Below are 22,605 nucleotides of genomic sequence, written 5' to 3' on the forward strand. Positions count from 1 at the left end.
AGAGGAATTTATGCGCTTACTTCATACCATGCTGCGCGTTGGCGATCTGCAACGCTCTATCAATTTTTACACCAACGTACTAGGGATGACCCTGCTGCGTACCAGTGAAAACCCAGAATATAAATACTCTTTGGCGTTTGTTGGCTACGGCCCGGAAACCGAAGAAGCCGTTATCGAACTGACTTATAACTGGGGTACCGAGAGCTACGATCTGGGCAACGCCTACGGCCATATCGCATTGAGCGTTGATAACGCCACCGAAGCTTGCGAGCGTATTCGCAACAACGGTGGCAATGTAACCCGTGAAGCTGGCCCGGTAAAAGGCGGCTCCACCGTTATTGCTTTCGTTGAAGATCCAGACGGCTACAAAATTGAGCTCATCGAGAGCAAAGATGCGGGTAAAGGCCTGGGTAACTAATACTCAACTAACGGGCGGTATACCTGCCCGTTAGCTTCCCTTCTTAAAATTTGCCATAATGCGCGCTGCTTTTTCCCCGTATTAAGAGATCCTGATGTCTGACAACACGCAACTGCAAGGCCTGTGTGACCGCTTTCGTGGTTTTTATCCGGTAGTCATTGACGTTGAAACCGCTGGGTTTAACGCGAAAACCGATGCTTTACTGGAAGTCGCTGCCATCACCTTGAAGATGGATCAGGACGGCTGGTTAATGCCTGATGAAACCCTGCATTTCCATGTCGAACCTTTCGAAGGCGCTATCCTTCAGCCTGAAGCGCTGGCCTTCAATGGTATTGACCCGCACAACCCGTTGCGTGGTGCCGTCAGTGAATATGACGCGCTACATGCGATTTTTAAGATGGTGCGCAAAGGCATCAAAGACAGTGGGTGTAACCGTGCAATTATGGTGGCGCACAATGCCACCTTTGATCACAGCTTTATGATGGCCGCGGCAGAACGCGCGTCATTAAAACGTAACCCTTTTCATCCGTTTGTCACCTTTGATACCGCCGCACTGAGCGGACTGGCATTAGGCCAAACGGTGCTGGCGAAAGCGTGTATTGCTGCTGGTATGCCGTTTGATAGCAGCCAGGCGCACTCTGCACTTTATGATACCGAGCAAACCGCGCAGCTATTTTGCGAGATAGTGAATCGCTGGAAGCGTTTAGGTGGCTGGCCGCTGCCACTCCCTGCAGACCCCGAATCGTGAGCATAAAAAAAGCGACCTTAACGGTCGCTTTTTAATAACTAATAGCAAATTACTCTGCGTCTGGCTCTTCAGATTTATGCTTAGCAGCAGATTCTTTAATCAGCGCCTGCAATTCACCACGTTGATACATCTCAATGATGATGTCGCAACCGCCAACCAGCTCGCCATCAACCCACAATTGCGGGAAAGTCGGCCAGTTGGCATATTTTGGCAACTCAGCACGGATGTCCGGGTTCTGCAAAATATCAACGTAGGCGAAACGTTCACCACAGGCAGACAGCGCCTGCACAGCCTGGGCTGAGAAACCACAGCTAGGCAGTTTCGGGGAACCTTTCATATAAAGAAGGATTGGGTTTTCAGTAATCTGTTGTTGGATTTTTTCAATAGTGCTCATTGCTTGCTTCCTCAAACCTGGTCTCGGCAGTAGCCTGCCATTGTAGCGATCGATACCCTCTCCAGAAAACACCAATTTTTGCAGGGTTTCTGTGTACTACGCGATGGAGGGATAACATGTCTCAAGAATAACACTTTTCCGGTAGCTGCAAATCAGGAATTAACCCTATCCCTGATCAATAAATCACCTTATGACCTTAAGTTTGATGATTTTTTTTGCGACTGGTTACGAAACAGCACGACGATAGGTAAAAGGTTGTTAACTTTATCTCACTTAATAGATTAGAATCGGCGGGTTTCGCAAAATCATACACGGGCATGATGGTAATTATCATGCATTCATTTTAACCAGGGGATTGTCGAGTGGCGCGGATAACAAAAATTTCTATCACGCTCTGTGCTCTGCTATTTACCTTGCCGTATACACCATTGACGCAGGCGTCTGAGCACGCTCGTCCCGTGGCGGCGCATAAAGCGCACGTTGTGAAAAGCACAACCAAGAGCACAGAAAAGAGCAGTAAGAGTAAAGATAAAACCACTACCGCCAGCAAGAAAACCAACACCACCTCCAAAACAACCAGCAAGAAAAAAGAAACCACTGCCTCAACGAGCAAAACCGCTAAAAACTCCAGCAGTGCTAAAACAAAAAATCTTGCCAGTAAAGACCGCAAAAAATCCTCTCAGCTCGCGAAAGTCCAGCCTGTTGCTCTCACCGAAAAATGCAGTAAACCTCGTAAAGGTTATAAAACGCATTGCGTGAAAGTCAAAGCAGAGCAACCAACGACGATTGCCGCTGCGCATAAAGTCCGGGTGCAAAAAGCACAGAAAACGGCGATGAACAAATTGATGGGCCAGATTGGCAAACCGTATCGCTGGGGTGGGACTTCACCGCGTACCGGTTTCGATTGCAGCGGTCTGGTTTATTACGCCTATAAAGATTTGGTGAAGTTCCGTATTCCACGCACTGCCAACGAAATGTATCACCTGCGTGATGCCTCTTCGGTGGATCGTGGTGAGCTGGAAACAGGTGACCTGGTATTCTTCCGTACACAAGGTCGCGGTACTGCGGATCACGTAGGCGTGTATGTAGGCAACGGTAAGTTCATTCAGTCTCCACGTTCTGGCAGGGATATCCAAATCACTTCCTTGAGCGAAGATTACTGGCAACGCCACTATGTTGGCGCTAAACGTGTCATGACCTCCAAAACCATTCGTTAAAAATTCGTCGAAAATCTGCGCCTGCCCTTCATTGGGCAGGCGTGTTCCTCTTTTGCTTACCCTTTCAATTTGTTACCCTAAACCCGCACTAAAAGTGTTGTCTAGATGTAAACAATAATAAGGAGTTAGCAATGTCGTTCGAACTACCTGCACTACCGTATGCAAAAGATGCTTTAGCACCGCATATCTCCGCCGAAACCCTGGAATACCATTACGGTAAACACCATCAAACCTATGTCACTAACCTGAATAATCTGGTTAAAGGCAGCGCGTTTGAGGGTAAAACCCTCGAAGAGATCGTTCGTACTTCCGAAGGTGGCGTATTTAACAACGCCGCTCAGGTCTGGAACCACACTTTCTACTGGAACTGCCTGGCACCAAATGCTGGCGGCGAGCCAACTGGCGAACTGCTGGAAGCCATCAATAAATCTTTTGGTAGCTTCGCTGAGTTCAAGCAGCAATTTACTGATGCTGCTATCAAGAACTTCGGTGCTGGCTGGACATGGCTGGTTAAACAGGAAGATGGCGCATTAGCGATTGTTTCTACCTCTAACGCTGGCACCCCACTGACGACTGCAGCTAAACCGCTGTTGACTGTGGATGTGTGGGAACATGCGTACTACATCGACTACCGCAATGCTCGTGCTGGCTACCTTGAGCATTTCTGGGCGCTGGTGAACTGGGCGTTTGTTGCGAAGAATTTAGCAGCTTAATGCAAAAGTAAATGGGCCGCGATTTGCGGCCCATCTTGATCAAAGCGTAAAAATCAGTGCAGTACGGCAGTTAGTGCGCCGAAAACAATCAAAGCCAAAACAATTACCGTCGTCGTGATTGAAAATTTCAAATCGGTGCTCATCATTAAACTCCTTTTATATCCATACAATCGATGTGTCAGGGTGATTTTCCCACAACCAGAGATAAAAATCCTCCAGGTTTTAATCTGATATCAATTTTCCCTCTTCCACTTTTCGCCTGGATAGGCCAAAATCCCTCGCTAATTTGTTGCGTATCGTCAATTCAATGCCCTCCTCCCGTTTTATGTCGCAATCCCGGCATACCTGCAACCATCATGTTGCCTGTGGAGTCAGCGTACGCAAACGTTTAACATAATAGCAATCAAGGGTTTACGATATAGCCCGGAGTGAATTTTAATGGCGACAATCAAGGACGTGGCGAAGCGCGCAAACGTTTCCACTACAACCGTATCACATGTGATTAACAAAACCCGTTTTGTGGCGGAAGAAACGCGCAATGCGGTGTGGGCAGCAATTAAAGAATTGCACTACTCGCCAAGCGCCGTAGCACGAAGCCTGAAAGTTAATCACACCAAAACGATTGGTCTGCTTGCCACTTCCAGTGAAGCACCCTATTTCGCCGAGATAATCGAAGCGGTGGAAAATAGCTGCTTTGAAAAAGGCTACACCCTGATTTTGGGCAACGCGCACAACAACTTTGAAAAGCAGCGCGCTTACTTATCGATGATGGCACAAAAGCGTGTCGATGGCCTGTTAGTGATGTGCTCTGAATATCCTGAATCATTGCTCACCATGCTTGAAGAGTACCGTCACATCCCTATGGTGGTGATGGACTGGGGCGAGGCTCGTGCCGATTTCACCGACTCCGTGGTCGATAACGCTTTCCACGGCGGTTATCTTGCTGGACGTTATTTGATTGAACGCGGCCACCGCGAAATTGGCGCCATTCCCGGGCAAATGGAACGTAACACCGGTGGCGGCCGCCATGCAGGCTTTATGAAAGCACTGGAAGAAGCGGGAATTTCCATTCCGGAAAACTGGATTGTTCAGGGTGACTTTGAACCTGAATCAGGTTACCGCGCCATGCAGCAGATCATCGGCCAGTCTCATCGCCCAACAGCGGTATTCTGTGGCGGCGACATTATGGCGATGGGTGCTATTTGCGCTGCTGATGAAATGGGGCTGCGCGTGCCGCAGGATATTTCCGTTATCGGTTACGACAACGTACGCAACGCGCGTTACTTCTCACCAGCATTGACCACCATCCACCAGCCGAAAGATTCGCTAGGGGAAACGGCGTTTAATATGCTGCTGGATAGAATCGTCAACAAACGCGAAGAGTCGCAGTCGATTGAGGTTCACCCGCGTCTGATTGAACGCCGCTCTGTGGCTGATGGCCCGTTTCGCGATTATCGCCGCTAAGTGTGTGTCGGATGTCGCGCAAGCGACATCCAGCAGACTTACAGCGGCTCCTGTAACCACTCCTGATTCATCGTGTCACTATCGCCTAAGTAATCCAACAGCCAGGCCAACGCTGGCGATGCATCGTTTTGCTGCCATGTCAGGCAACATGCCGCGTCAGGGAATGGATTATCCAGCGTTAATTCGCGCCATTTCCCTGAAGCAACCCACGGTTTGGCAATATGTAACGGCACCATGCCGATACACAACCCCGCGCTCAAGCAATCCGAACCGGACGCCCAATCAGGCACTACCACGCGGCGCTGGTTATCTAACAGCCAGGTAATTCGTTTTGGTAATGAACGCGAAGTATCTTCCAGAACTAGCGATGGCCAGGCACGCAGGTCATCATCGCTTAACGTCCCGTCGCACTGTGCCAGTGGGTGCGAGGAAGCCACCACGCAACGCCAGCTCAACGTTCCCATATCACGGAAGGCATAACGCCCCCCAACCGGAATCGCCTGAGTCGCGCCAATCGCCACTTCTACGCGTCCATCCGCCAGCGCATCCCACACGCCGTTGAACACTTCCTGAAAGATACGTAATTCGATATCAGGAAAATGGCGATAGAAATCCAGCACCAGTTGCCGCGTTCGCTCCGGTTTTACAATGTTATCAACTGCAATCGCCAGGTGACCGCGCCATCCATTGGCGATCTGTTGGCACTGTTGCCGTGTCGTCATCATTTTTTTGATAACAGAGCGGCCTTCTTTGAGAAAAAAGACGCCAGCAGGGGTTAATTCAACATCCCGATGACGACGTTCGAATAGCGGAACGGCTAACCAATCTTCGAGTTGCCGCACCGTATAACTAATGGCAGACGGAACGCGGTGCAACTCTTGTGCTGCACCGCTGAAGCTGCCATTGCGCGCTACCGCATCGATGACTTCCAGCGAGTATTCTGACCACATTTCTTTGCTCACAAATTTTTTGAACGCAACCTACAAATATTAGCGTTTCACAAGCGTAATTGCACTCCGTACACTCTCGCGGCGATTAACCTGCAAGATAAAACAAGAGAAAATTATGCAACCATCAAAAGGATTTCTTATCTGGCTGGCCGGATTAAGTGTGCTGGGGTTCCTCGCCACAGACATGTATCTGCCTGCTTTCGCTGCCATTCAGCAAGATTTACAGACCGACGCCTCTGCCGTCAGTGCCAGCCTGAGTCTGTTCCTTGCCGGCTTTGCGTTTGCCCAGTTGATGTGGGGTCCATTGTCAGACCACTTCGGTCGTAAACCGGTATTACTGGCGGGTTTGAGCCTGTTCGCCATCGGTTGTATTGGCATGCTGTGGGTTGAAAGCGCCACCGCGCTACTGGTACTGCGTTTTGTTCAGGCGGTTGGCGTCTGTTCTGCGGCCGTCAGTTGGCAAGCTTTGGTGACCGATTACTATCCGGCGAATCGCGCTAACCGTATTTTCGCCACCATTATGCCACTGGTTGGCTTGTCTCCGGCGTTGGCACCGCTGCTCGGTAGCTGGATTTTGACTCACTTTGACTGGCAGGCGATTTTCGCCACTCTGTTTGCCATCACGCTGGTGCTGATGATCCCGACTTTACGTCTGAAACCCCGCACTCAGCACCATCCGCAAACCGAAGATAATAAAGTCAGCTTTACCTCTTTGCTGCGCTCACGCGTGTACAGCGGGAACGTATTGATTTATGCCGCCTGCTCCGCCAGCTTCTTTGCCTGGCTGACCGGTTCGCCATTCATTCTTAACGATATGGGTTATAGCCCGGCGGTTATTGGCCTGAGTTATGTGCCGCAAACCATCGCCTTCTTGATTGGCGGCTACGGCTGCCGTAGCGCGCTGCAAAAATGGCAAGGCAAGCAAATGTTGCCATGGTTACTTGCGCTCTACACCCTGAGCATTTTCGGTACCTGGGGTGTGGCGGTCAGCGGCCATGCCAGCCTCACGCTGCTATTGATTCCATTCTGCGTGATGGCGATTGCTAATGGTGCGATTTACCCGATCGTCGTTGCTTCAGCCTTGTTGCCATTCCCACAGGCCACCGGTAAAGCAGCTGCATTGCAAAATACGCTGCAATTAGGTTTGTGCTTCCTGGCAAGTTTGATGGTGTCATGGTTGGTCGCAACCCCGTTGTTGACCACCACCAGCGTCATGCTGGTGACCATCGTCTTAGCCATGTTGGGCTACTTGCTGCAACGCCGTAGTCATGTCAAAGTCTGGCAACCTGCTGAATCCGATGCACATTAATGTATCGTTTGCGTGACAGCAATGTAGTTAGCTTGCTAACAATATTTCATTGAATCACCGCCTGGGCGAGCCTATACTTATTTACGGCTTGACCGTCAGCACAATAATAATGACGTTTTGACGGGAGCCTTTGTGCTCCCGTTTGTTGTTTTAGAAGCTTTTTTTGTGGGCTCTCGCCCCCCTTTCTCTGTTCTACGTCGGATATCAGGCTCGCGGTATTTTCCGTGACATTTCTCACATGCCCAAAATAGCGTCTACGCTGTTTTAAGGTTCCTCTCACAATGGTGATGGAGAAGCTATGAGTTCATCGTGTATAGAAGAAGTCAGCATAAGAAATAACCCGTGGTATCGAATCGTGAGCGAAATGCTCACGCAGGCTGGCGTGGAAATTAACGGCCCGCGCCCTTTCGATATCCAGGTTAAGCATCCCGATTTTTTTAAGCGCGTGCTGCAAGAAGGCACCCTCGGGCTGGGTGAAAGCTATATGGACGGCTGGTGGGACTGCGAACGGCTGGATATATTTTTCAATAACACCATCCGTGCCGGACTTGAGAATCAACTCCCCCGCCATTTAAAAGACACCCTGCGCATTGCTGCAGCCCGAATATTAAATCTGCAATCCAAAAAACGCGCCTGGATTGTCGGTAAAGAACATTATGATCTTGGCAACGACTTATTTAGCCGGATGCTCGATGAACATATGCAATATTCCTGCGGCTACTGGAAATCAGCCACTACCCTTAGCGATGCGCAGAATGCCAAACTGAAAATGATCTGCGATAAGTTGCATCTTGAGCCAGGTATGACGCTGCTGGATATCGGCTGCGGCTGGGGTGGGCTTGCGGAATATGCCGCACGGCATTATGGGGTCGTGGTTCATGGCGTGACCATTTCTGCCGAGCAGCAGAAAATGGCTCAGGAACGTTGTCTCGGGCTGGACGTGACTATCTTGCTGCAAGATTATCGCGATTTAGAAATGCAGTTTGACCGCATTGTTTCAGTTGGCATGTTTGAACACGTCGGGCCGAAAAACTATGCCACCTATTTCAATGTGGTTGACCGCAACCTGAAACCGGAGGGTATTTTCCTGCTGCACACTATTGGTTCGAATAAAACCGATAACTGCGTTGACCCGTGGATAGACAAATACATTTTCCCGAACGGTTGCCTGCCGTCCGTGCGCCAGATTGCCGATGCCAATGAAGGCCATTTCGTGATGGAAGACTGGCATAACTTTGGTGCCGACTACGATAAAACGTTAATGGCATGGCACGAGCGTTTCCAGAATACCTGGCCGGAATTTGCCAGTAACTATTCAGAACGATTCAAACGGATGTTTAGTTATTACCTTAATGCGTGTGCCGGAGCCTTCCGCGCCCGCGATATTCAGCTGTGGCAAATCGTCTTTAGCCGCGGCATCGAACACGGCTTACGCGTCCCGCACTGATTTAATACCCCGGCTAGTCCGGGGTTTAGCATTTTCTTAACAAATCGTGAACTTCTTCACGTTTCCAGCTCTCCTTTCCTCACGAGTTTGATCTCGCTAACACTTATCTCTTTATTCAATGGAAACCGGTTTCCCTGTTGTTTCACAATCAATCCACTTACCCCGACAATAACAAGGATACCGCCATGAGCATCTACCAAAAAATGGTCAATGTGATTGAGCAAAAAGTCACTCCCATGGCCGGAGCGATGGGCTCTCAGCGCCATGTCATCGCCATCCGCGACGGCTTTATCTCTGCCCTACCGTTTATGATCATCGGTTCTTTCTTGTTAGTATTTATTTTCCCGCCGTTCTCACCTGACAGTAGTTGGGGTTTTGCCCGCTCGTGGTTGAGTTTTTCTCTCACCTACCGCGAACAGCTGATGTTGCCGTTTAACCTCAGCATGGGTGTCATGACATTCTTTATTTCGGTCGGTATTGGTGCAAGCCTCGGAAAGCACTATAAGCTCGACCCGATTATGACCGGCTTACTGGCATTTATGGCTTTTTTACTGGTCGCAGCACCGTATAAAGACGGGCAGATTTCAACACAATACTTCTCTGGACAGGGCATCTTTACCGCTCTGCTGACGGCCATTTATGCCAGCGAAATGTATGCGTTCCTCAAACGCCACAACATCACTATCCGCTTGCCGAAAGAAGTCCCAACCGGTGTTGCGCGTTCGTTTGAGATCCTGATTCCGGTGGTGGTGATTGTCGCCACGCTCCATCCGCTGAACTTATTTATTGAATCGACCACCGGAATGATTATTCCGGAAGCGATCATGCACCTGCTGGCACCGCTGGTTTCGGCCTCTGACTCATTGCCTGCGATTCTGATTTCGGTGTTTATCTGCCAGATCCTGTGGTTTGCCGGTATCCACGGTGCACTGATTGTCACCGGGATTATGAACCCATTCTGGATGGCCAACCTTTCGGCGAACCAGACCGCACTCGCCGCCGGTAACGTGCTGCCACATATCTACCTGCAAGGTTTCTGGGATCACTACCTGCTGATTGGCGGCGTCGGTTCAACATTGCCGCTGGCGTTCTTGCTGCTGCGTAGCCGCGCCATTCACCTGCGTACTATCGGTAAAATGGGCGTGGTGCCAAGCTTCTTTAACATCAACGAACCCATTTTGTTCGGTACGCCAATCATCATGAACCCGCTGTTCTTCTTGCCGTTTACTTTGGTGCCGATGATTAACGCAACCCTGGCTTACATCGCGACTAAATTAGGTTGGGTGGCACAAGTTGTGTCGTTAACACCGTGGACAACCCCGGCACCCATTGGCGCGTCGTGGGCAGCAAATTGGGCGGTAAGTCCCGTAATCATGTGCCTGATTTGTATGGTCATGTCGGCTGTGATGTATTACCCCTTCCTGAAGGCTTACGAGCGCACCCTGCTAAAACAGGACGAAGAGCGCAGTGCACAGGAAAACGAGAACCCGATTACTGTAAGTTAATTTTTTATAGCCTGCCGGTCTGGCAGGCTCGTCAAATGAGGAACAAAAATGAAATACCAATTTCCTGATAATTTTTGGTGGGGCAGCGCCAGTTCAGCACCACAAACGGAAGGCGAAACACTCGGATTTGGCAAAACGGCCACCATCTGGGATCGGTGGTTTAAAGAGCAACCGACCCGTTTCCATAACGGCGTAGGCCCGGCAGAGACTTCCACCTTCTACAAGAACTGGAAAGAAGATATTGCGCTGCTCAAAGCGCTTAATCACAACACTTTCCGTACCTCGATTTCCTGGGCTCGCCTAATTCCGGAAGGCCGCGGTACGGTCAATCAGGAAGCGGTGACCTTCTACAATCAAGTTATTGATGAATTACTGGCGCAAGGCATTAAGCCGTTCATCAACCTGTTCCACTTTGATATGCCAATGGTGATGCAGCAGCAAGGCGGCTGGGAGAATCGTGACGTTGTCACGGCTTATGCTGAATTTGCCAGCAAGTGTTTCGAATTGTTCGGCGACCGTGTAAAGCATTGGTTCACCTTCAACGAGCCAGTAGTACCGGTTGAAGGCGGCTATTTGTACGACTTCCATTACCCGAATGTAGTGGATTTCAAACGTGCAGCCACCGTGGCTTACCACACTATGATTGCGCACTCTCTGGCGGTGAAGGCCTACCACGAGCGTAACGACGGCGGCGAGATTGGCATTATCCTCAACCTCACGCCATCTTATCCACGCTCACAAAACCCGGCAGATGTGAAAGCGGCAAATATTGCTGACCTGATGTTTAACCGCAGCTTCCTCGACCCGGCGCTGCGTGGTGAATATCCGCAAGAACTGGTGGCGCTGTTGAAAGAACACGGCCAATTGCCAGTCTGCCGGCCAGAAGACAAAGCTCTGCTGGCGGCGGGTGTGGTCGATTTATTGGGTATCAACTACTACCAGCCGCGCCGCATCAAATGCCGCGACTCGCTAGTGAACCCTGACAGCCCGTTTATGCCAGAGTGGTTCTTCGAAGCCTACGAAATGCCTGGCCGCAAAATGAACCCGTACCGTGGCTGGGAAATCTACGAGCAAGGGATCTACGATATTCTCACCAATCTGCGTGAAAATTATGGCAACCCAAATTGCTATATTTCAGAGAACGGCATGGGCGTTGAGAACGAGCAGCGTTTCGATGAAAACGGCCAGATTCAGGATGATTACCGCATTGATTTTGTACGCGACCACCTGAAGTGGCTGCATAAAGGTATCAGCGAAGGCAGCAATTGCCTCGGTTACCACATGTGGACGTTTATTGATAACTGGTCCTGGTGTAACGCCTATAAAAACCGTTACGGTTTTGTCTCGTTAAACCTTGAGACACAGCAACGCACTATCAAGAAAAGCGGTGAGTGGTATCGCACGACCGCTGCAGAAAATGGCTTTAACGACCGGACGTAATCTCAGCACTCGGGCCGCAAGGCCCGTTTCTGGCTGAGAAGTGGGAAACAGACTATGTCGAATATTAATGATGTTGCACGTCTTGCGCAGGTTTCCAAAGCCACGGTTTCGCGCGTATTAAGCGGCAGTCGCGGCGTCAAAGAAGAGAGTCGTCAGGCGGTTTTACGCGCCGCCGAAATTCTGAATTACACCCCTAATGCCATTGCGCAATCGTTGAGCAGCCAGTCGACGAACTGCATCGGTGTGATTTGTGCCACCGAACATATTCAGCAGTCTACCGGTTACCTGCAAGCGCTTGAAAAACAGCTCAATCAACATCACAAGCACTTGTTATTACGCTTCGCCAATGACCACAACAGCGTGGTACAAGCCGCTCAGGAGTTATCGAAGGGGTTATGCGACGCACTGGTAGTGGTCGGCGCGCGTTTCCCACTGCCGACGCTTGCTGACGACATCATGCTGATTGACTGCCTGAGCGGTTCCGAAAATTTCAGCGTTCAATGCGATCATGTTTTTGCCGCAGAAACCGCCGTGCACTATTTGTGTAACCAGCAACGGCGGCAAATCGCCTTAATCAACTTTGCCAGCGGAGAAGCGGCAGCGTTAACACTCGAGGGCTATCACCAGGCGCTGCACAACCATGTGGTGCCTTTTAACCGCCAGTTAGTGATTGAAGATGAGTCATCAGTACGCATTGCGCTGCAACGCCTGATTAACCGTGGGGTGAAGTTTTCCGCCCTGTTAGTTACAGACGATACCCAGGCACAAGAAGCCGTGATGATGCTCAACCAGTACCAGTTAAAAGTGCCCGAACAAGTGATGGTATTTAGTCTGGATGGCTCCACCCGAATGCCGGGGTCGAACACCATTCCGGCGATTCAATACCCGCTGGAAAGTATGGCGCGTCGGGCGGTGGAATTACTGTTAGGGGAACGCCAGACCAGCGATGTGGTGCGCGGCAGTTTATTGATTGCGTAAGAATGTCGGATACGGCTCGAAACTGTAGGGTGGATAAGCCAAAGGCGTCATCCACCGTATAATCCTTATTCCTTCGGTAACAGCGCTTCCAAAGTCGCTTCACGTTGTGCCAGCACACGCTCAACGGTATCGACAATCGCCTGCGTTTGCGGGTCGATTTCAATATTAATGCGGTTGCCCAATTTCTTGCTGCCTAATGTGGTGCGCTCAAGCGTTTCTGGAATTAAATGTACACAGAAACGTGAAGCCGTCACTTCGCCCACTGTCAGGCTAATACCATCGATGCCGATATATCCTTTATGCAGGATATATTTCATCAAGGTTTTATCGCGCATTTTAAACCAGATCTGGCGGTTATTTTCCGACGTCAGGATCTTCGCCACTTCTGCCGTGGTCATAATATGCCCCGACATCAAATGCCCGCCGATTTCATCATTAAATTTGGCGGCACGCTCGACGTTAACGCTGTCGCCCACCACTAACTCGCCGAGGTTGGTGATACGCAGCGTCTCTTTCATTAAATCAAAGCTGACGTGATTGCCATTGATTTGGGTGACCGTCAGACAACAGCCGTTGTGCGCCACCGATGCCCCAGTTTCAAGGCCTGGTAACATCGCATCTGGCATTGCGACAACGTGCGTACGGAAGTTAGGTTTCTCATCAATGGAGACCAGGGTTGCTGTGCCCTGCACAATACCTGTAAACATCGTAAAGCTCCTGGTAATTAACGGCAGCTGAAAATTATATGGCAGCACTTTAACAGTTGGAAAAAAACCTTGCCAGTCATCCGCGCTACCCCACCATTATTTGACTGGCGTATTCGTTTTCTCCCGCTACAATAGTCAGGCTATTTCCCCTGCTATTCCTATTTTCCTGCCTCTTCTGGCGGTCTTGTTGTCTATCTAATAACTAAAAATAATCAGGTGTATAAATGCAGAAGTACATAGTTGAAGCCCGCCAGTTGCTAGCGCTGGCGATACCCGTAATGCTGGCGCAAATTGCACAAACCTCAATGGGTTTTGTCGATACCGTGATGGCCGGTGGCTACAGCGCAACCGATATGGCCGCAGTGGCAATCGGTACCTCTATCTGGCTACCTGCGATACTTTTCGGCCATGGTTTGTTAATGGCTCTGACGCCCACCGTCGCCCAACTCAATGGTTCTGGCCGTCGTGAGCGCATTGCCCACCAGATTCGCCAGGGCTTTTGGCTGGCGGGCATCGTCTCGGCAATCATCATGATTGTGCTATGGAACGCGGGATATATTATTCACGCGACCAAGAATATCGACCCGCAACTTGCCGATAAGGCCGTCGGCTATTTGCGTGCGCTGTTGTGGGGTGTCCCGGGCTATTTGTTCTTCCAGGTGGCGCGTAACCAGTGTGAAGGTTTAGCGAAAACCAAACCCGGCATGGTGATGGGCTTTATCGGCCTGCTGGTCAATATTCCGGTCAACTACATCTTTATTTATGGTCACTTTGGCATGCCAGAACTGGGTGGCGTGGGCTGTGGCGTTGCCACTGCTGCGGTGTACTGGGTAATGTTCTTCTGCATGATCTCTTATGTGAAGAAAGCCCGCTCAATGCGCGATTTGAAGCTGGAAAAAGGCTTCATCAAGCCCGACTGGAAAGTGATGAAGCGCTTAACTCAGCTTGGGTTGCCGATTGCGCTGGCGCTGTTTTTTGAAGTGACGCTGTTTGCGGTTGTAGCATTGCTGGTTGCGCCATTGGGGATTATTAACGTCGCCGGTCACCAGATTGCCCTGAACTTCAGCTCGCTGATGTTCGTATTGCCGCTGTCGCTATCAGCTGCGGTCACTATTCGCGTCGGCTTCCGTTTGGGCCAGGGTTCAACGCTTGATGCCCAAACGGCGGCATGGACGGGGATTGGTGTTGCAATGTGTATGGCGACGCTCACCGCTATTTTCACGATAGTGATGCGTGAACACATCGCCCTGCTCTACAACAGCAATCCGGAAGTGATTGCCCTGGCAGCACATCTGATGCTGCTGGCGGCGGTTTACCAATTGTCTGATTCTGTTCAGGTCGTCGGTAGCGGTGTGTTGCGTGGTTATAAAGATACCCGTTCGATTTTCTTTATCACCTTTATCGCCTATTGGGTTCTGGGCTTACCGAGTGGTTACATCCTGGCGCTGACCGATTGGCTGGTCGAACCGATGGGCCCGGCAGGATTCTGGACCGGTTTTATCATCGGTCTGACGTCAGCGGCAATTATGATGATGCTGAGGATGCGTTGGTTACAACGCCAGCCATCCGTGACAATTTTGCAGCGCGCTGCACATTAAACCCGAATAGCCGCCGTTATGGCGGCTATTTTTCCATCGAGTTGCGCAGATGCGCAGCAAACGAGTGAAATATGGAAGAAAATTGCGGTTTAACGCTTGCAAGGTTTAAGGGGTGCCGCTAATATTCGTCCCCGTTGTCACAGACAACACAGTGCGTCCGTAGCTCAGTTGGTTAGAGCACTACCTTGACATGGTAGGGGTCGGTGGTTCGAGTCCACTCGGACGCACCATTTTCTAGTTTTACTGCAATATGTAGTACCGCAACACACAGTGCGTCCGTAGCTCAGTTGGTTAGAGCACTACCTTGACATGGTAGGGGTCGGTGGTTCGAGTCCACTCGGACGCACCATTCTTAGTAGTAAACACCTTTATTCCCTCCCCACAGCAAAATCAACCCCTAAGCTATAACTTCTGTATTAATCAAATGACAGCGGCAATTCAAACGCGAAAGTAACGCCCAGTTCACTCTCTTTTGTCGAGCTACCCTGCGTATAACCCACTCCACTGTTCAGCGTCATCTGTTTATACAGCGGCGTTTGCCAGCCCAGTTCGATGCCCTTCAGCGTGTCTGAATGCGGGAAGGCCTGGTTTATGGGCTGTGACAGACGGTTCACCCGCGCCCAGACTAAACGCGTGCTCAGGCGCTGCTGGTTTGCCAGTACCAGTTCGAATTTTCCCGAATAACGAGTACCGTCGCCGCCCATCGCCTCACCCAGCGGCGAGCCCTGCTGGTAGTAACCCTGCTGATAGCAATAGTGGTAATAGATAATGCCGGTTTTCTGCATCCCTGAGCGGGTATCGGCCCCTTCGAGGGTCCAGTTAAGCTGGCTTTCACCCCACACATTTACGGCATGATGACCTTCTATTCCGGCAATAAAAGTATTGTGCGAGGGCAAAACGCCCGCCTGATCTTCACCCGTCACCTGCCCGTAAACGCTCAGTGGCAGGTCGATCAGCGGCGCGAGTTTCAGGCGAAAATCCACCCCGCCTAACTGGTCACCGGGATCTCTGTCCTGGCTACCGGTATTGTCACGGCCAATAAATGCATCGCCAAACGAGTGGAAGGTATTGGGCCGCCCTTTTCCGCCCCACATCATGATGCGCGAAGCCCCCAGATCCAGCGCGCTGAACGGGGAAATAGTCAAGCGACCGCCAATCAGCTTCGGTTGTTGCGGACGTTGATACTGGCGTAATTGCCCGGCCGATAGCTGATACTGCCAGCTTCCCAGCCACGACAACCACGGCGTTTCAAAAGGCGACTGGTCAGCGCGTTGCACTAAAAAGCCCACCACCGGGCGCGCCGCATCCGAGCGAATGGTGCTGCCGTCGTTACCCGGCCCCCACCATTGTGGGATTTCACCAAATGCCAGCCACTGATTAAACAGTTTCACCCCCGCGTAAGCGCCGTTAAGGTTGATGTTGGCAGAGTCCGCAATGTACTGATGGCTTTCAAACTGCGCCTGCAAATTCACATCCCAGAAATCACCATTGCTGGCAAGTGCCGCACCGATCCCATGTGCACTGGCAGGCGTGTCGGCAAAACCCAGGGGTAATGGCGGGTGGTCGGATTGCGTCCAGCCCTTTATTCTTACCGGGGCTTTCAGGAAAGCCAGGCGCTGCTCAACACGTTGAAGTACGGCCTGGTTTGCGGCACTGCTCTGCAATTTTGCCTGTGAAATAGTGCGGGTTATTTCTTCCTGGCTTAACGGCCAGGTGGAAAGGTTAATGTGAATAACGTCCCTGTCCGCCAGCCAGGTCAGATCGCTGCGCAATTGCGCGTCATTACTGACAAGCCCTGCGGCAACGCTGTTACTGCAATAACAAACTAACGCCCAGCACAGACTCTGCCGGCATAATAGAGCCAGAGGTTTCATTGCCATTCCTTTGAATTATCGCCCTGAGAAAATCCTGTTTTAATTCGCTTCCAGACTTTGATTAAATAATTCGAGCGTGCGTTTTTCTTTTAATAAATTATTTAAAAAGGTCAATAACTCAAAATCCGTATTCAAGTTAAATTTGGTCATAATCATGCGCTTGTGCGCGCCAACCGTTTTCGGGTTGATCTGTAAATCACTGGCGATCTTTTCTGTGGTATCACCACGATAAAAATGCGCCGCAATTTTGACCTGTTGCGGTGATAACGTGCGATGGCGGCAATCCAGGCAGCTCCATTGTTTCTTTTGCTCCTGTGCGGCCCGGCAATCCTCCCAGCCGCGCATAATCGTGGTTTTAGTTTTATTCACCGGCTCAGCGCGGTTCACAAAGGCAATATCAGTAATGCATAACGGTAACTCTGCGTAGCGCGGGTTTTTACTACCTTCATATAAGCCAATGACCAGGCTGTTTTTCCTGCGGGTGTGCAGTAAGGGCTGGCAAATACAGCTGACGCCGACATCATAATTTTTAAAGATAATATCCGCCGTGGCGATATTGGTTTCGTTTAACGTAACAATCTCGACTGTTACATTCATTTCTGCTGAAAATATCTGCTTCAACAGCATTTCCAGTCCATGGCGATATAAAGCATTTTGCTCATCAATAACAATTTTTAACATACCACTGCCCCAGCAAGAATCGACAACAGCAATTTCCTCGAACACCCGTTATTGATTAAAAATCAACGCCAGATTCCGGCAATAAACTCCATACCATGCACCCTATAAGCGTAGCGATAATTAATCCTTTAATCAGATATGGTCCATAGCGATATAAAAAATACATATCAATATTCCTTACTCTTTTATTACTGCGGCTACTGGTAGGTGAACGTCATGGTGACCACACTATTAATGGCTCCTGAACCCACATTCCCGCCAGGCGTGATGACCCGAGCAGCCAGGCCAAACGTGGCGGTACGCAGAGTGGGATCAATATTTGACGTCATGGTGGTGCTGTTGCCTTTCGCCAGTGTACGGTTGCTGTTATCCACCATTTGAATCGCCATGTTTGTCGCGCTGCCTGACGATGTGGCATTTTGATAGAGCGTGGCATCCGTGGGATAAGGTGTTCCCTGGAATGTGACCGTTGCTGTGACAAGTGCTGCCGGGCAATTGATCAGTTTAACGGTGAACGGTACCCACGCTGAAGCCGAGCCCGCCGTTCTGAGATCGGTACCAAGTAGTTGCCCAAAGTTAATATTCTGACTCACTGAACCTGGGTCAACCACACAAGGTGTGGGCAGTATTCGGCCTGTCACATTAATATTCACTATATCTGCGGCAAACACTGGCCCAACAGAAAATACGCTGGACAAGGCAACCATTAAATACACTTTAAGTGGCAGCATATTCTTCCCTTTTTATTATTGATAAGCCATGGTCACAGTGGCCGTTGCATTGGCTGTACCGGGCACCACCGTACTGGCGGTCTGATAATATCTGGCGGTGAATGGCACATTTAATGTGTCCCCCGCATTAACCACATTGCCGGCTGAGAAATAATTATCAAACACCGCTGGGCTGCTGTTATAGAGTAATTGGATACCAATCCCGCTGGCATTATTCGCACCCGCTGTTAATGCCATCACCGCATTGGGTTTCGAAATATAGGCCGCAGAGGTCATATTCATCATCACATTCACTGGCGCATTACAGGTTACCGGCACATTAAAAGCCTTATCCCCGGCGGTTGATCCAATACCTGAAAAATTAGCCACGATCATATCGTCTAATGGCACCGGAATATTGGCATCCACTGAACAAGAAACAGCGCGATAATAAAGTGTGCCGGTATAGGAAACCGAACTATCAGTATTGCTACCCAGACCATAACCGGTGTTATACATCCCGATACCAAACTTGGTTTGTCCTGGGGCCATAGCACCACTGCCAATAGTATTGCTGGTTTTAACTAATGCCAGAGTCATACTAATTGAATAGGTTTTGGCACTGGTGTTAGAGATATAACCTAATGGAGTATTTCGTGTATCACACGACGTCCCTGCCCCCGTTACTCTCTGACCACTCGAGTTAATGAGGGTAATACCCACGCCAGCCACCCCGGTATTATAGACGCCAGGCATACCCGAAACTTCAGTTCCCGTTCCGTAATAACAGGTGATAATCGCAATCCCCTGCGGCACCGCCGATATTGTCGAACAGTTGCCTGAGAAACTGAATACGCGTTCAGTACCGGGTATGGTTGAACCTATTGGCAAGGTTGAATCCACCGCCGTTGACGATAACGTCGCGATACCCGGTATCGCTGGCGTAGAGACACATCCGGTATTAGCAGCGAATACATTGGGGGAGATTAAACACAGCCCCAATAATAAACTGCATAGCATCATTATTCTTTTGGCAATAATAAATAAGCCCATTTCATTCCTCACTTGCACTGGCCATTAACGGTCTGGATGCCAGCCGTGTTATTTGTCTGTTTTGACAGGGAATAGGTCACCTGGCATTTTTGACTGGCATCGCTACCCCAGGTGACATTCAACGTGCCGCTGTCCGCCATCCCGGTCAGGTAAACCTGCCCTGCATCACCAACGATAAATGCCTGTGCGATTTTTTGAGTGGGGTCGCTCACCATTGCGCCAAACGGTACGGTTTGACTACCCGGACGGAGTAATGTCATCAGCACACGTTGGCCGACGTTCGCTTCAAAGTTTGCCCGCACCACCGCACCGCGCGTTGGCACCACGTTCTGGTCGGTGAGTGTCAGATCCACATTGTCCGGCAACGTTTCTGAATTTAATTGCAGACGGTCTTTGCGATACGGGCTGGTGTACGGAACAATCGCGTAGCCTCGCCAGTCGGTCTTCACGCCAGTTTGGTTATTGACTCCCACACCGCTGGCACCCGGCGCTTTCACCAGCGCAATGGTTTCACCTAACGGCTGACCAAACGTCACGCCATCCTCATGCACGACAACCCCGCCTTGCACGCCGTAATTCAGGCGTTGGCTGTGGCGGTCATAGCCATAACCCCCCTCCACTTCGCCGTAAGTACCACGGTAATCGGCATTCATGTTGCCGCTGTTACCCGTCCCCTCGGTGCCATAACCTTCCTGCACGCTCCAGCTCAGGTTATTGTCCGCAAGTGCCGTTCCGTTAAGGCCAACGCTCTGGGTGGTATTACCCTGTTTGCTGGTATTTAAGTTGTAACTGGCCCAGGTATTGGGCAAGAAACGACTTAATGGCACGCTGATATTTAAACTAAATATCTGGTCACGATCGTAAATACGCCCGTGGCCTGCTGCATCACTGCTATTACTCGCCTGTGAGTTTTCGTTGTAGCTGTAATTAAGCCCGTAACTGACGTCATTCCAGTTGTTGTTATATCCAACCCCAATTGAACGCATGGTACGATGGCTATTCCAGTAGTTTTCACTGACCCAACTTAATGATAATGAACCTGCGTTTTCCCACAGATTCTGGCTAATCGTCATCTCGCTACGGTTGCGGCGTCTTTCAATAATTGGGCTTGGGGTGCCGTCGCGCCAGGTATCCATCACTTCCTGGAGGGTATAAAAACCATTGGTCGAATAACGGTAACCGGCGATAGCAAAGTTAGTGCCGGTCTGGACGATATTCTTGCTATAACGCACGCGCCACGACTGGCCGTTATCTTTTGGCTTATCCTGCATGGTTGACCAGGCCTGAGTCACGTCAGTTGAGACGGCGCCAAAATCACCAAAGTTTTTCCCGACACCCAGCGCCAGTGACTGATAATGGCTGGCAAACTGCCCGCCGCCATAGCCCGTGAAACCAGCAGGTAAACCATAAATAGCCGTCCCCTGGGTGAATGGGGTTTTATCGACGCTGCCGTCATAAGAGCGATACTGGCCGCTGGTCAGACTGTATTTCAGCCGCCCTTCACGTTGCAGTACCGGCAGCGAAGCAAATGGCACCACCAGCTGCTGTTCACTCCCGTCAGCCTCTTTAATAGTGACGTACAAATCGCCAGACCCACCGGTTGGGAACATATCCGTGATTTCAAAGGCACCCGGTGCGACATAACTTTGGTAAATGATGTAACCGTTTTGACGGATGATCACCTGCGCGTTGGTACGCGCAATACCGCGAACAACTGGGGCATAACCACGCATGCTGTCGGGTAACATGTCGTCATCGGAGGCAATTTGCGCGCCTCTGAATGGCACGCTGTCAAAAACATCACCTGGCGATGAGCTATCACCGAGGGTTAATTGGCTTTTTAGCGAAATAATATTGCGCTGGGCGTAGGTGTATACCGTGTCCCATTTATCCTGGCCATTAGTATCCCGATTCCAGGTGGTATAGTTACGCAAACGCCACGGCCCGATATTAATACCCGGACGCAGGTTGGCATATTGTGTATTACTGTCATTGCCACTGCTGTCCCGCGAGGTATTATTCGCACCACTGAGATTGTAATTAAGCAGGAAAGCCGTAATACCATTATCCCACTGGCTTTCGGGTACATATCCGCGTGCTTTTTGTGAGATGGCTATTTGCGGAATACTCAACAATAACTGCTGAGCACTAAAACGAAATTGTGCTGAAGCCTGAGGGATCGCCGTTAAATTGGCACATTTCTCGTCGGCTGCGCCTAGATCGGGGAACTGCGGAGTTTTAACCCCCATGTCGCTGAGGTCCGCCACGCTCAGGCAGGGTTGTAAACTCTCTTTGCCCTGTGCATCTTTTTGCAAACTAAACTCAACATCACGCGTCTGTTGTTGTTCGTTATTAAGATAAATATCGACGCGATAAGTACCGGGGAGTTGTCCTGCCCCATCTTCAAACACAGAAAGATCCGTACTCCCCAGAGCTGTATTACCTTGTTCCAGTAAAGCGGGGTTAAATACATCACGGGCTTGCGCATCGAATGAAAAAGCATTCAATAAAACCACATAGCCAGAAATTAAATATGCCAATTTACTGATATTAAATGAAGGGACAGGTTTGTTGCTCCCTTTAATAATAAACATCAATTAACTCCTTGTGCAAAAGGCATGAGATACCCTGGTAATGTGGTAAACATTTATTGGTGGTTTATCGGTTTATATGTCTGCTGAAGATTTAAAGGGAGCTTTTATGCTCCGGCCCAATCGCGCCGTAGTCACTGATAATCGTCCAGGTGACGCTACCGGAGCTGGCACCCACAGGCATTGCGAAGCTCGCGGTACCGCCGGGAGCGACATAAGTCACATCCTGCACGCTTTTACCCGCCACTTTCACATCCATGAAATTCATATAGAACGGCGTCGGGTTGCTGACTTGTATATTATTCCCGCTACGGTGCCAGGATAATTTATCGGTCATCTCTTCCGGAACCCCTTTCAATCCCTGCGGGCGATAGATCAATTTAATGCGCGTTTTCACGGCAATTTGCAGTGTATTAATATTCGCCGCGACATCAGCGGAAGGAATAGCTTTGATATTCATCCAATAAAGCGATTCTTTATCGGAAGGCAAGTTGCCTCCCGCACGTACCACGCGCAAGACGTTATTTTGCCCGCCATCAAGACGGAACAGTGGCGGAGTCACCACAAAGGGGGCTTTCTCAGCGCCACCCTTTTCCATTTCCACCCACGACTGGATGAGAAAAGGCTGTTTGTCGGGGTTGCTGACGCTGAGTGAAGACTCCTTTCTGGCGCCGTCATAAATCAAGCGCGTGCCACCAACAATCACACCAGCCTGGGCTGCGCAGGTGCTAACCAGCAGGGCAACCAGCAAAGTTCCAGGGATAAATTTCATTACTACACTCCAGAATAATCAGGGATAAAAGCCGGT

20 protein-coding genes and 2 tRNA genes are annotated in these 22,605 nt (G+C 50.2%); 13 read left to right on the top strand and 9 right to left on the bottom strand.

Features of this window, described 5'->3' with window-relative positions:
- Positions 1 to 10 precede the first annotated feature (10 nt).
- Positions 11 to 418, top strand: a complete 408-nt coding sequence (gene gloA, locus EC843_RS02715) for a lactoylglutathione lyase (RefSeq protein ID WP_133521555.1) — start codon at positions 11 to 13, stop codon at positions 416 to 418.
- A gap of 94 nt (positions 419 to 512) precedes the next feature.
- On the top strand, positions 513 to 1,166 hold the full coding sequence (rnt, locus tag EC843_RS02720; RefSeq protein ID WP_064546250.1) for a ribonuclease T: 654 nt from the start codon (positions 513 to 515) through the stop codon (positions 1,164 to 1,166).
- 49 nt (positions 1,167 to 1,215) lie between these two features.
- Here the strand turns inward: rnt and EC843_RS02725 are convergent, their stop codons facing one another.
- Positions 1,216 to 1,560 carry a Grx4 family monothiol glutaredoxin gene (locus EC843_RS02725; RefSeq protein ID WP_064511765.1) on the bottom strand — a complete coding sequence of 115 codons (345 nt, stop codon included), beginning with the start codon at positions 1,558 to 1,560 and terminating at the stop codon, positions 1,216 to 1,218.
- 362 nt (positions 1,561 to 1,922) lie between these two features.
- Here EC843_RS02725 and EC843_RS02730 point away from each other — a divergent pair, with 362 nt between their 5' ends.
- From EC843_RS02730 to purR, 3 genes are all read left to right on the top strand, one after another.
- Entirely contained in the window at positions 1,923 to 2,777 is an 855-nt protein-coding gene (locus EC843_RS02730) for a C40 family peptidase (RefSeq protein WP_064546245.1), read from the top strand.
- A 131-nt stretch (positions 2,778 to 2,908) separates the two neighbouring features.
- Entirely contained in the window at positions 2,909 to 3,490 is a 582-nt protein-coding gene (gene sodB, locus EC843_RS02735) for a superoxide dismutase [Fe] (RefSeq protein WP_064546243.1), read from the top strand.
- A 438-nt stretch (positions 3,491 to 3,928) separates the two neighbouring features.
- Positions 3,929 to 4,954, top strand: a complete 1,026-nt coding sequence (purR, locus tag EC843_RS02745; protein WP_064546241.1) for an HTH-type transcriptional repressor PurR — start codon at positions 3,929 to 3,931, stop codon at positions 4,952 to 4,954.
- A 38-nt stretch (positions 4,955 to 4,992) separates the two neighbouring features.
- Here the strand turns inward: purR and punR are convergent, their stop codons facing one another.
- On the bottom strand, positions 4,993 to 5,904 hold the full coding sequence (gene punR, locus EC843_RS02750) for a DNA-binding transcriptional activator PunR (protein WP_121813587.1): 912 nt from the start codon (positions 5,902 to 5,904) through the stop codon (positions 4,993 to 4,995).
- A gap of 115 nt (positions 5,905 to 6,019) precedes the next feature.
- On the opposite strand from punR, the gene punC reads away from it, so the two are divergent.
- The 5 genes from punC to EC843_RS02775 all read left to right on the top strand — a co-directional run bounded on the left by punC (position 6,020) and on the right by EC843_RS02775 (position 12,583).
- Positions 6,020 to 7,213, top strand: coding sequence for a purine nucleoside transporter PunC (gene punC, locus EC843_RS02755; RefSeq protein WP_064546237.1), 1,194 nt, complete (start codon positions 6,020 to 6,022; stop codon positions 7,211 to 7,213).
- Positions 7,214 to 7,511: 298 nt separating this feature from the next.
- On the top strand, positions 7,512 to 8,660 hold the full coding sequence (gene cfa / locus EC843_RS02760; RefSeq protein WP_064546232.1) for a cyclopropane fatty acyl phospholipid synthase: 1,149 nt from the start codon (positions 7,512 to 7,514) through the stop codon (positions 8,658 to 8,660).
- 185 nt (positions 8,661 to 8,845) lie between these two features.
- Entirely contained in the window at positions 8,846 to 10,165 is a 1,320-nt protein-coding gene (locus EC843_RS02765) for a PTS sugar transporter subunit IIC (RefSeq protein WP_121813588.1), read from the top strand.
- Between the two features lie 48 nt (positions 10,166 to 10,213).
- Positions 10,214 to 11,605 (top strand): glycoside hydrolase family 1 protein, encoded by a 1,392-nt coding sequence (locus EC843_RS02770; RefSeq protein ID WP_133521556.1) that lies wholly within the window; start codon positions 10,214 to 10,216, stop codon positions 11,603 to 11,605.
- 54 nt (positions 11,606 to 11,659) lie between these two features.
- Positions 11,660 to 12,583, top strand: a complete 924-nt coding sequence (locus tag EC843_RS02775; protein ID WP_064546225.1) for a LacI family DNA-binding transcriptional regulator — start codon at positions 11,660 to 11,662, stop codon at positions 12,581 to 12,583.
- Positions 12,584 to 12,648: 65 nt separating this feature from the next.
- Here the strand turns inward: EC843_RS02775 and EC843_RS02780 are convergent, their stop codons facing one another.
- Positions 12,649 to 13,290, bottom strand: coding sequence for a riboflavin synthase (locus EC843_RS02780; RefSeq protein WP_064546223.1), 642 nt, complete (start codon positions 13,288 to 13,290; stop codon positions 12,649 to 12,651).
- Positions 13,291 to 13,514: 224 nt separating this feature from the next.
- Between EC843_RS02780 and mdtK the strand changes: the two genes are divergently transcribed.
- The 3 genes from mdtK (at position 13,515) to EC843_RS02795 (ending at position 15,237) form a co-directional block, all read left to right on the top strand.
- On the top strand, positions 13,515 to 14,888 hold the full coding sequence (gene mdtK / locus EC843_RS02785) for an MdtK family multidrug efflux MATE transporter (RefSeq protein ID WP_064546222.1): 1,374 nt from the start codon (positions 13,515 to 13,517) through the stop codon (positions 14,886 to 14,888).
- Between the two features lie 153 nt (positions 14,889 to 15,041).
- A tRNA-Val gene (locus tag EC843_RS02790) sits at positions 15,042 to 15,118 on the top strand.
- A 42-nt stretch (positions 15,119 to 15,160) separates the two neighbouring features.
- Positions 15,161 to 15,237: transfer RNA gene (locus tag EC843_RS02795), tRNA-Val, on the top strand.
- 67 nt (positions 15,238 to 15,304) lie between these two features.
- Here the strand turns inward: EC843_RS02795 and EC843_RS02800 are convergent.
- The 6 genes from EC843_RS02800 to EC843_RS02825 all read right to left on the bottom strand — a co-directional run bounded on the left by EC843_RS02800 (position 15,305) and on the right by EC843_RS02825 (position 22,569).
- On the bottom strand, positions 15,305 to 16,762 hold the full coding sequence (locus EC843_RS02800; RefSeq protein WP_133521557.1) for a capsule assembly Wzi family protein: 1,458 nt from the start codon (positions 16,760 to 16,762) through the stop codon (positions 15,305 to 15,307).
- Positions 16,763 to 16,801: 39 nt separating this feature from the next.
- Entirely contained in the window at positions 16,802 to 17,443 is a 642-nt protein-coding gene (locus tag EC843_RS02805; protein WP_064546213.1) for a LuxR C-terminal-related transcriptional regulator, read from the bottom strand.
- Positions 17,444 to 17,640: 197 nt separating this feature from the next.
- Positions 17,641 to 18,174 (bottom strand): fimbrial protein, encoded by a 534-nt coding sequence (locus tag EC843_RS02810; RefSeq protein ID WP_064546211.1) that lies wholly within the window; start codon positions 18,172 to 18,174, stop codon positions 17,641 to 17,643.
- Positions 18,175 to 18,189: 15 nt separating this feature from the next.
- Complete coding sequence (locus EC843_RS02815) at positions 18,190 to 19,206, bottom strand: fimbrial protein (protein WP_083963362.1); 1,017 nt, start codon at positions 19,204 to 19,206, stop codon at positions 18,190 to 18,192.
- Positions 19,207 to 19,214: 8 nt separating this feature from the next.
- Positions 19,215 to 21,800: a fimbria/pilus outer membrane usher protein gene (locus EC843_RS02820; RefSeq protein WP_133521558.1), complete on the bottom strand. Its 2,586-nt coding sequence runs from the start codon at positions 21,798 to 21,800 to the stop codon at positions 19,215 to 19,217.
- Between the two features lie 91 nt (positions 21,801 to 21,891).
- Complete coding sequence (locus tag EC843_RS02825) at positions 21,892 to 22,569, bottom strand: molecular chaperone (RefSeq protein ID WP_064546209.1); 678 nt, start codon at positions 22,567 to 22,569, stop codon at positions 21,892 to 21,894.
- Between the last annotated feature and the right edge of the window lie 36 nt (positions 22,570 to 22,605).

Source organism: Buttiauxella sp. JUb87 (genome assembly GCF_004361975.1).
In the GTDB taxonomy this organism is placed as follows: Bacteria; Pseudomonadota; Gammaproteobacteria; order Enterobacterales; family Enterobacteriaceae; genus Buttiauxella; species Buttiauxella ferragutiae.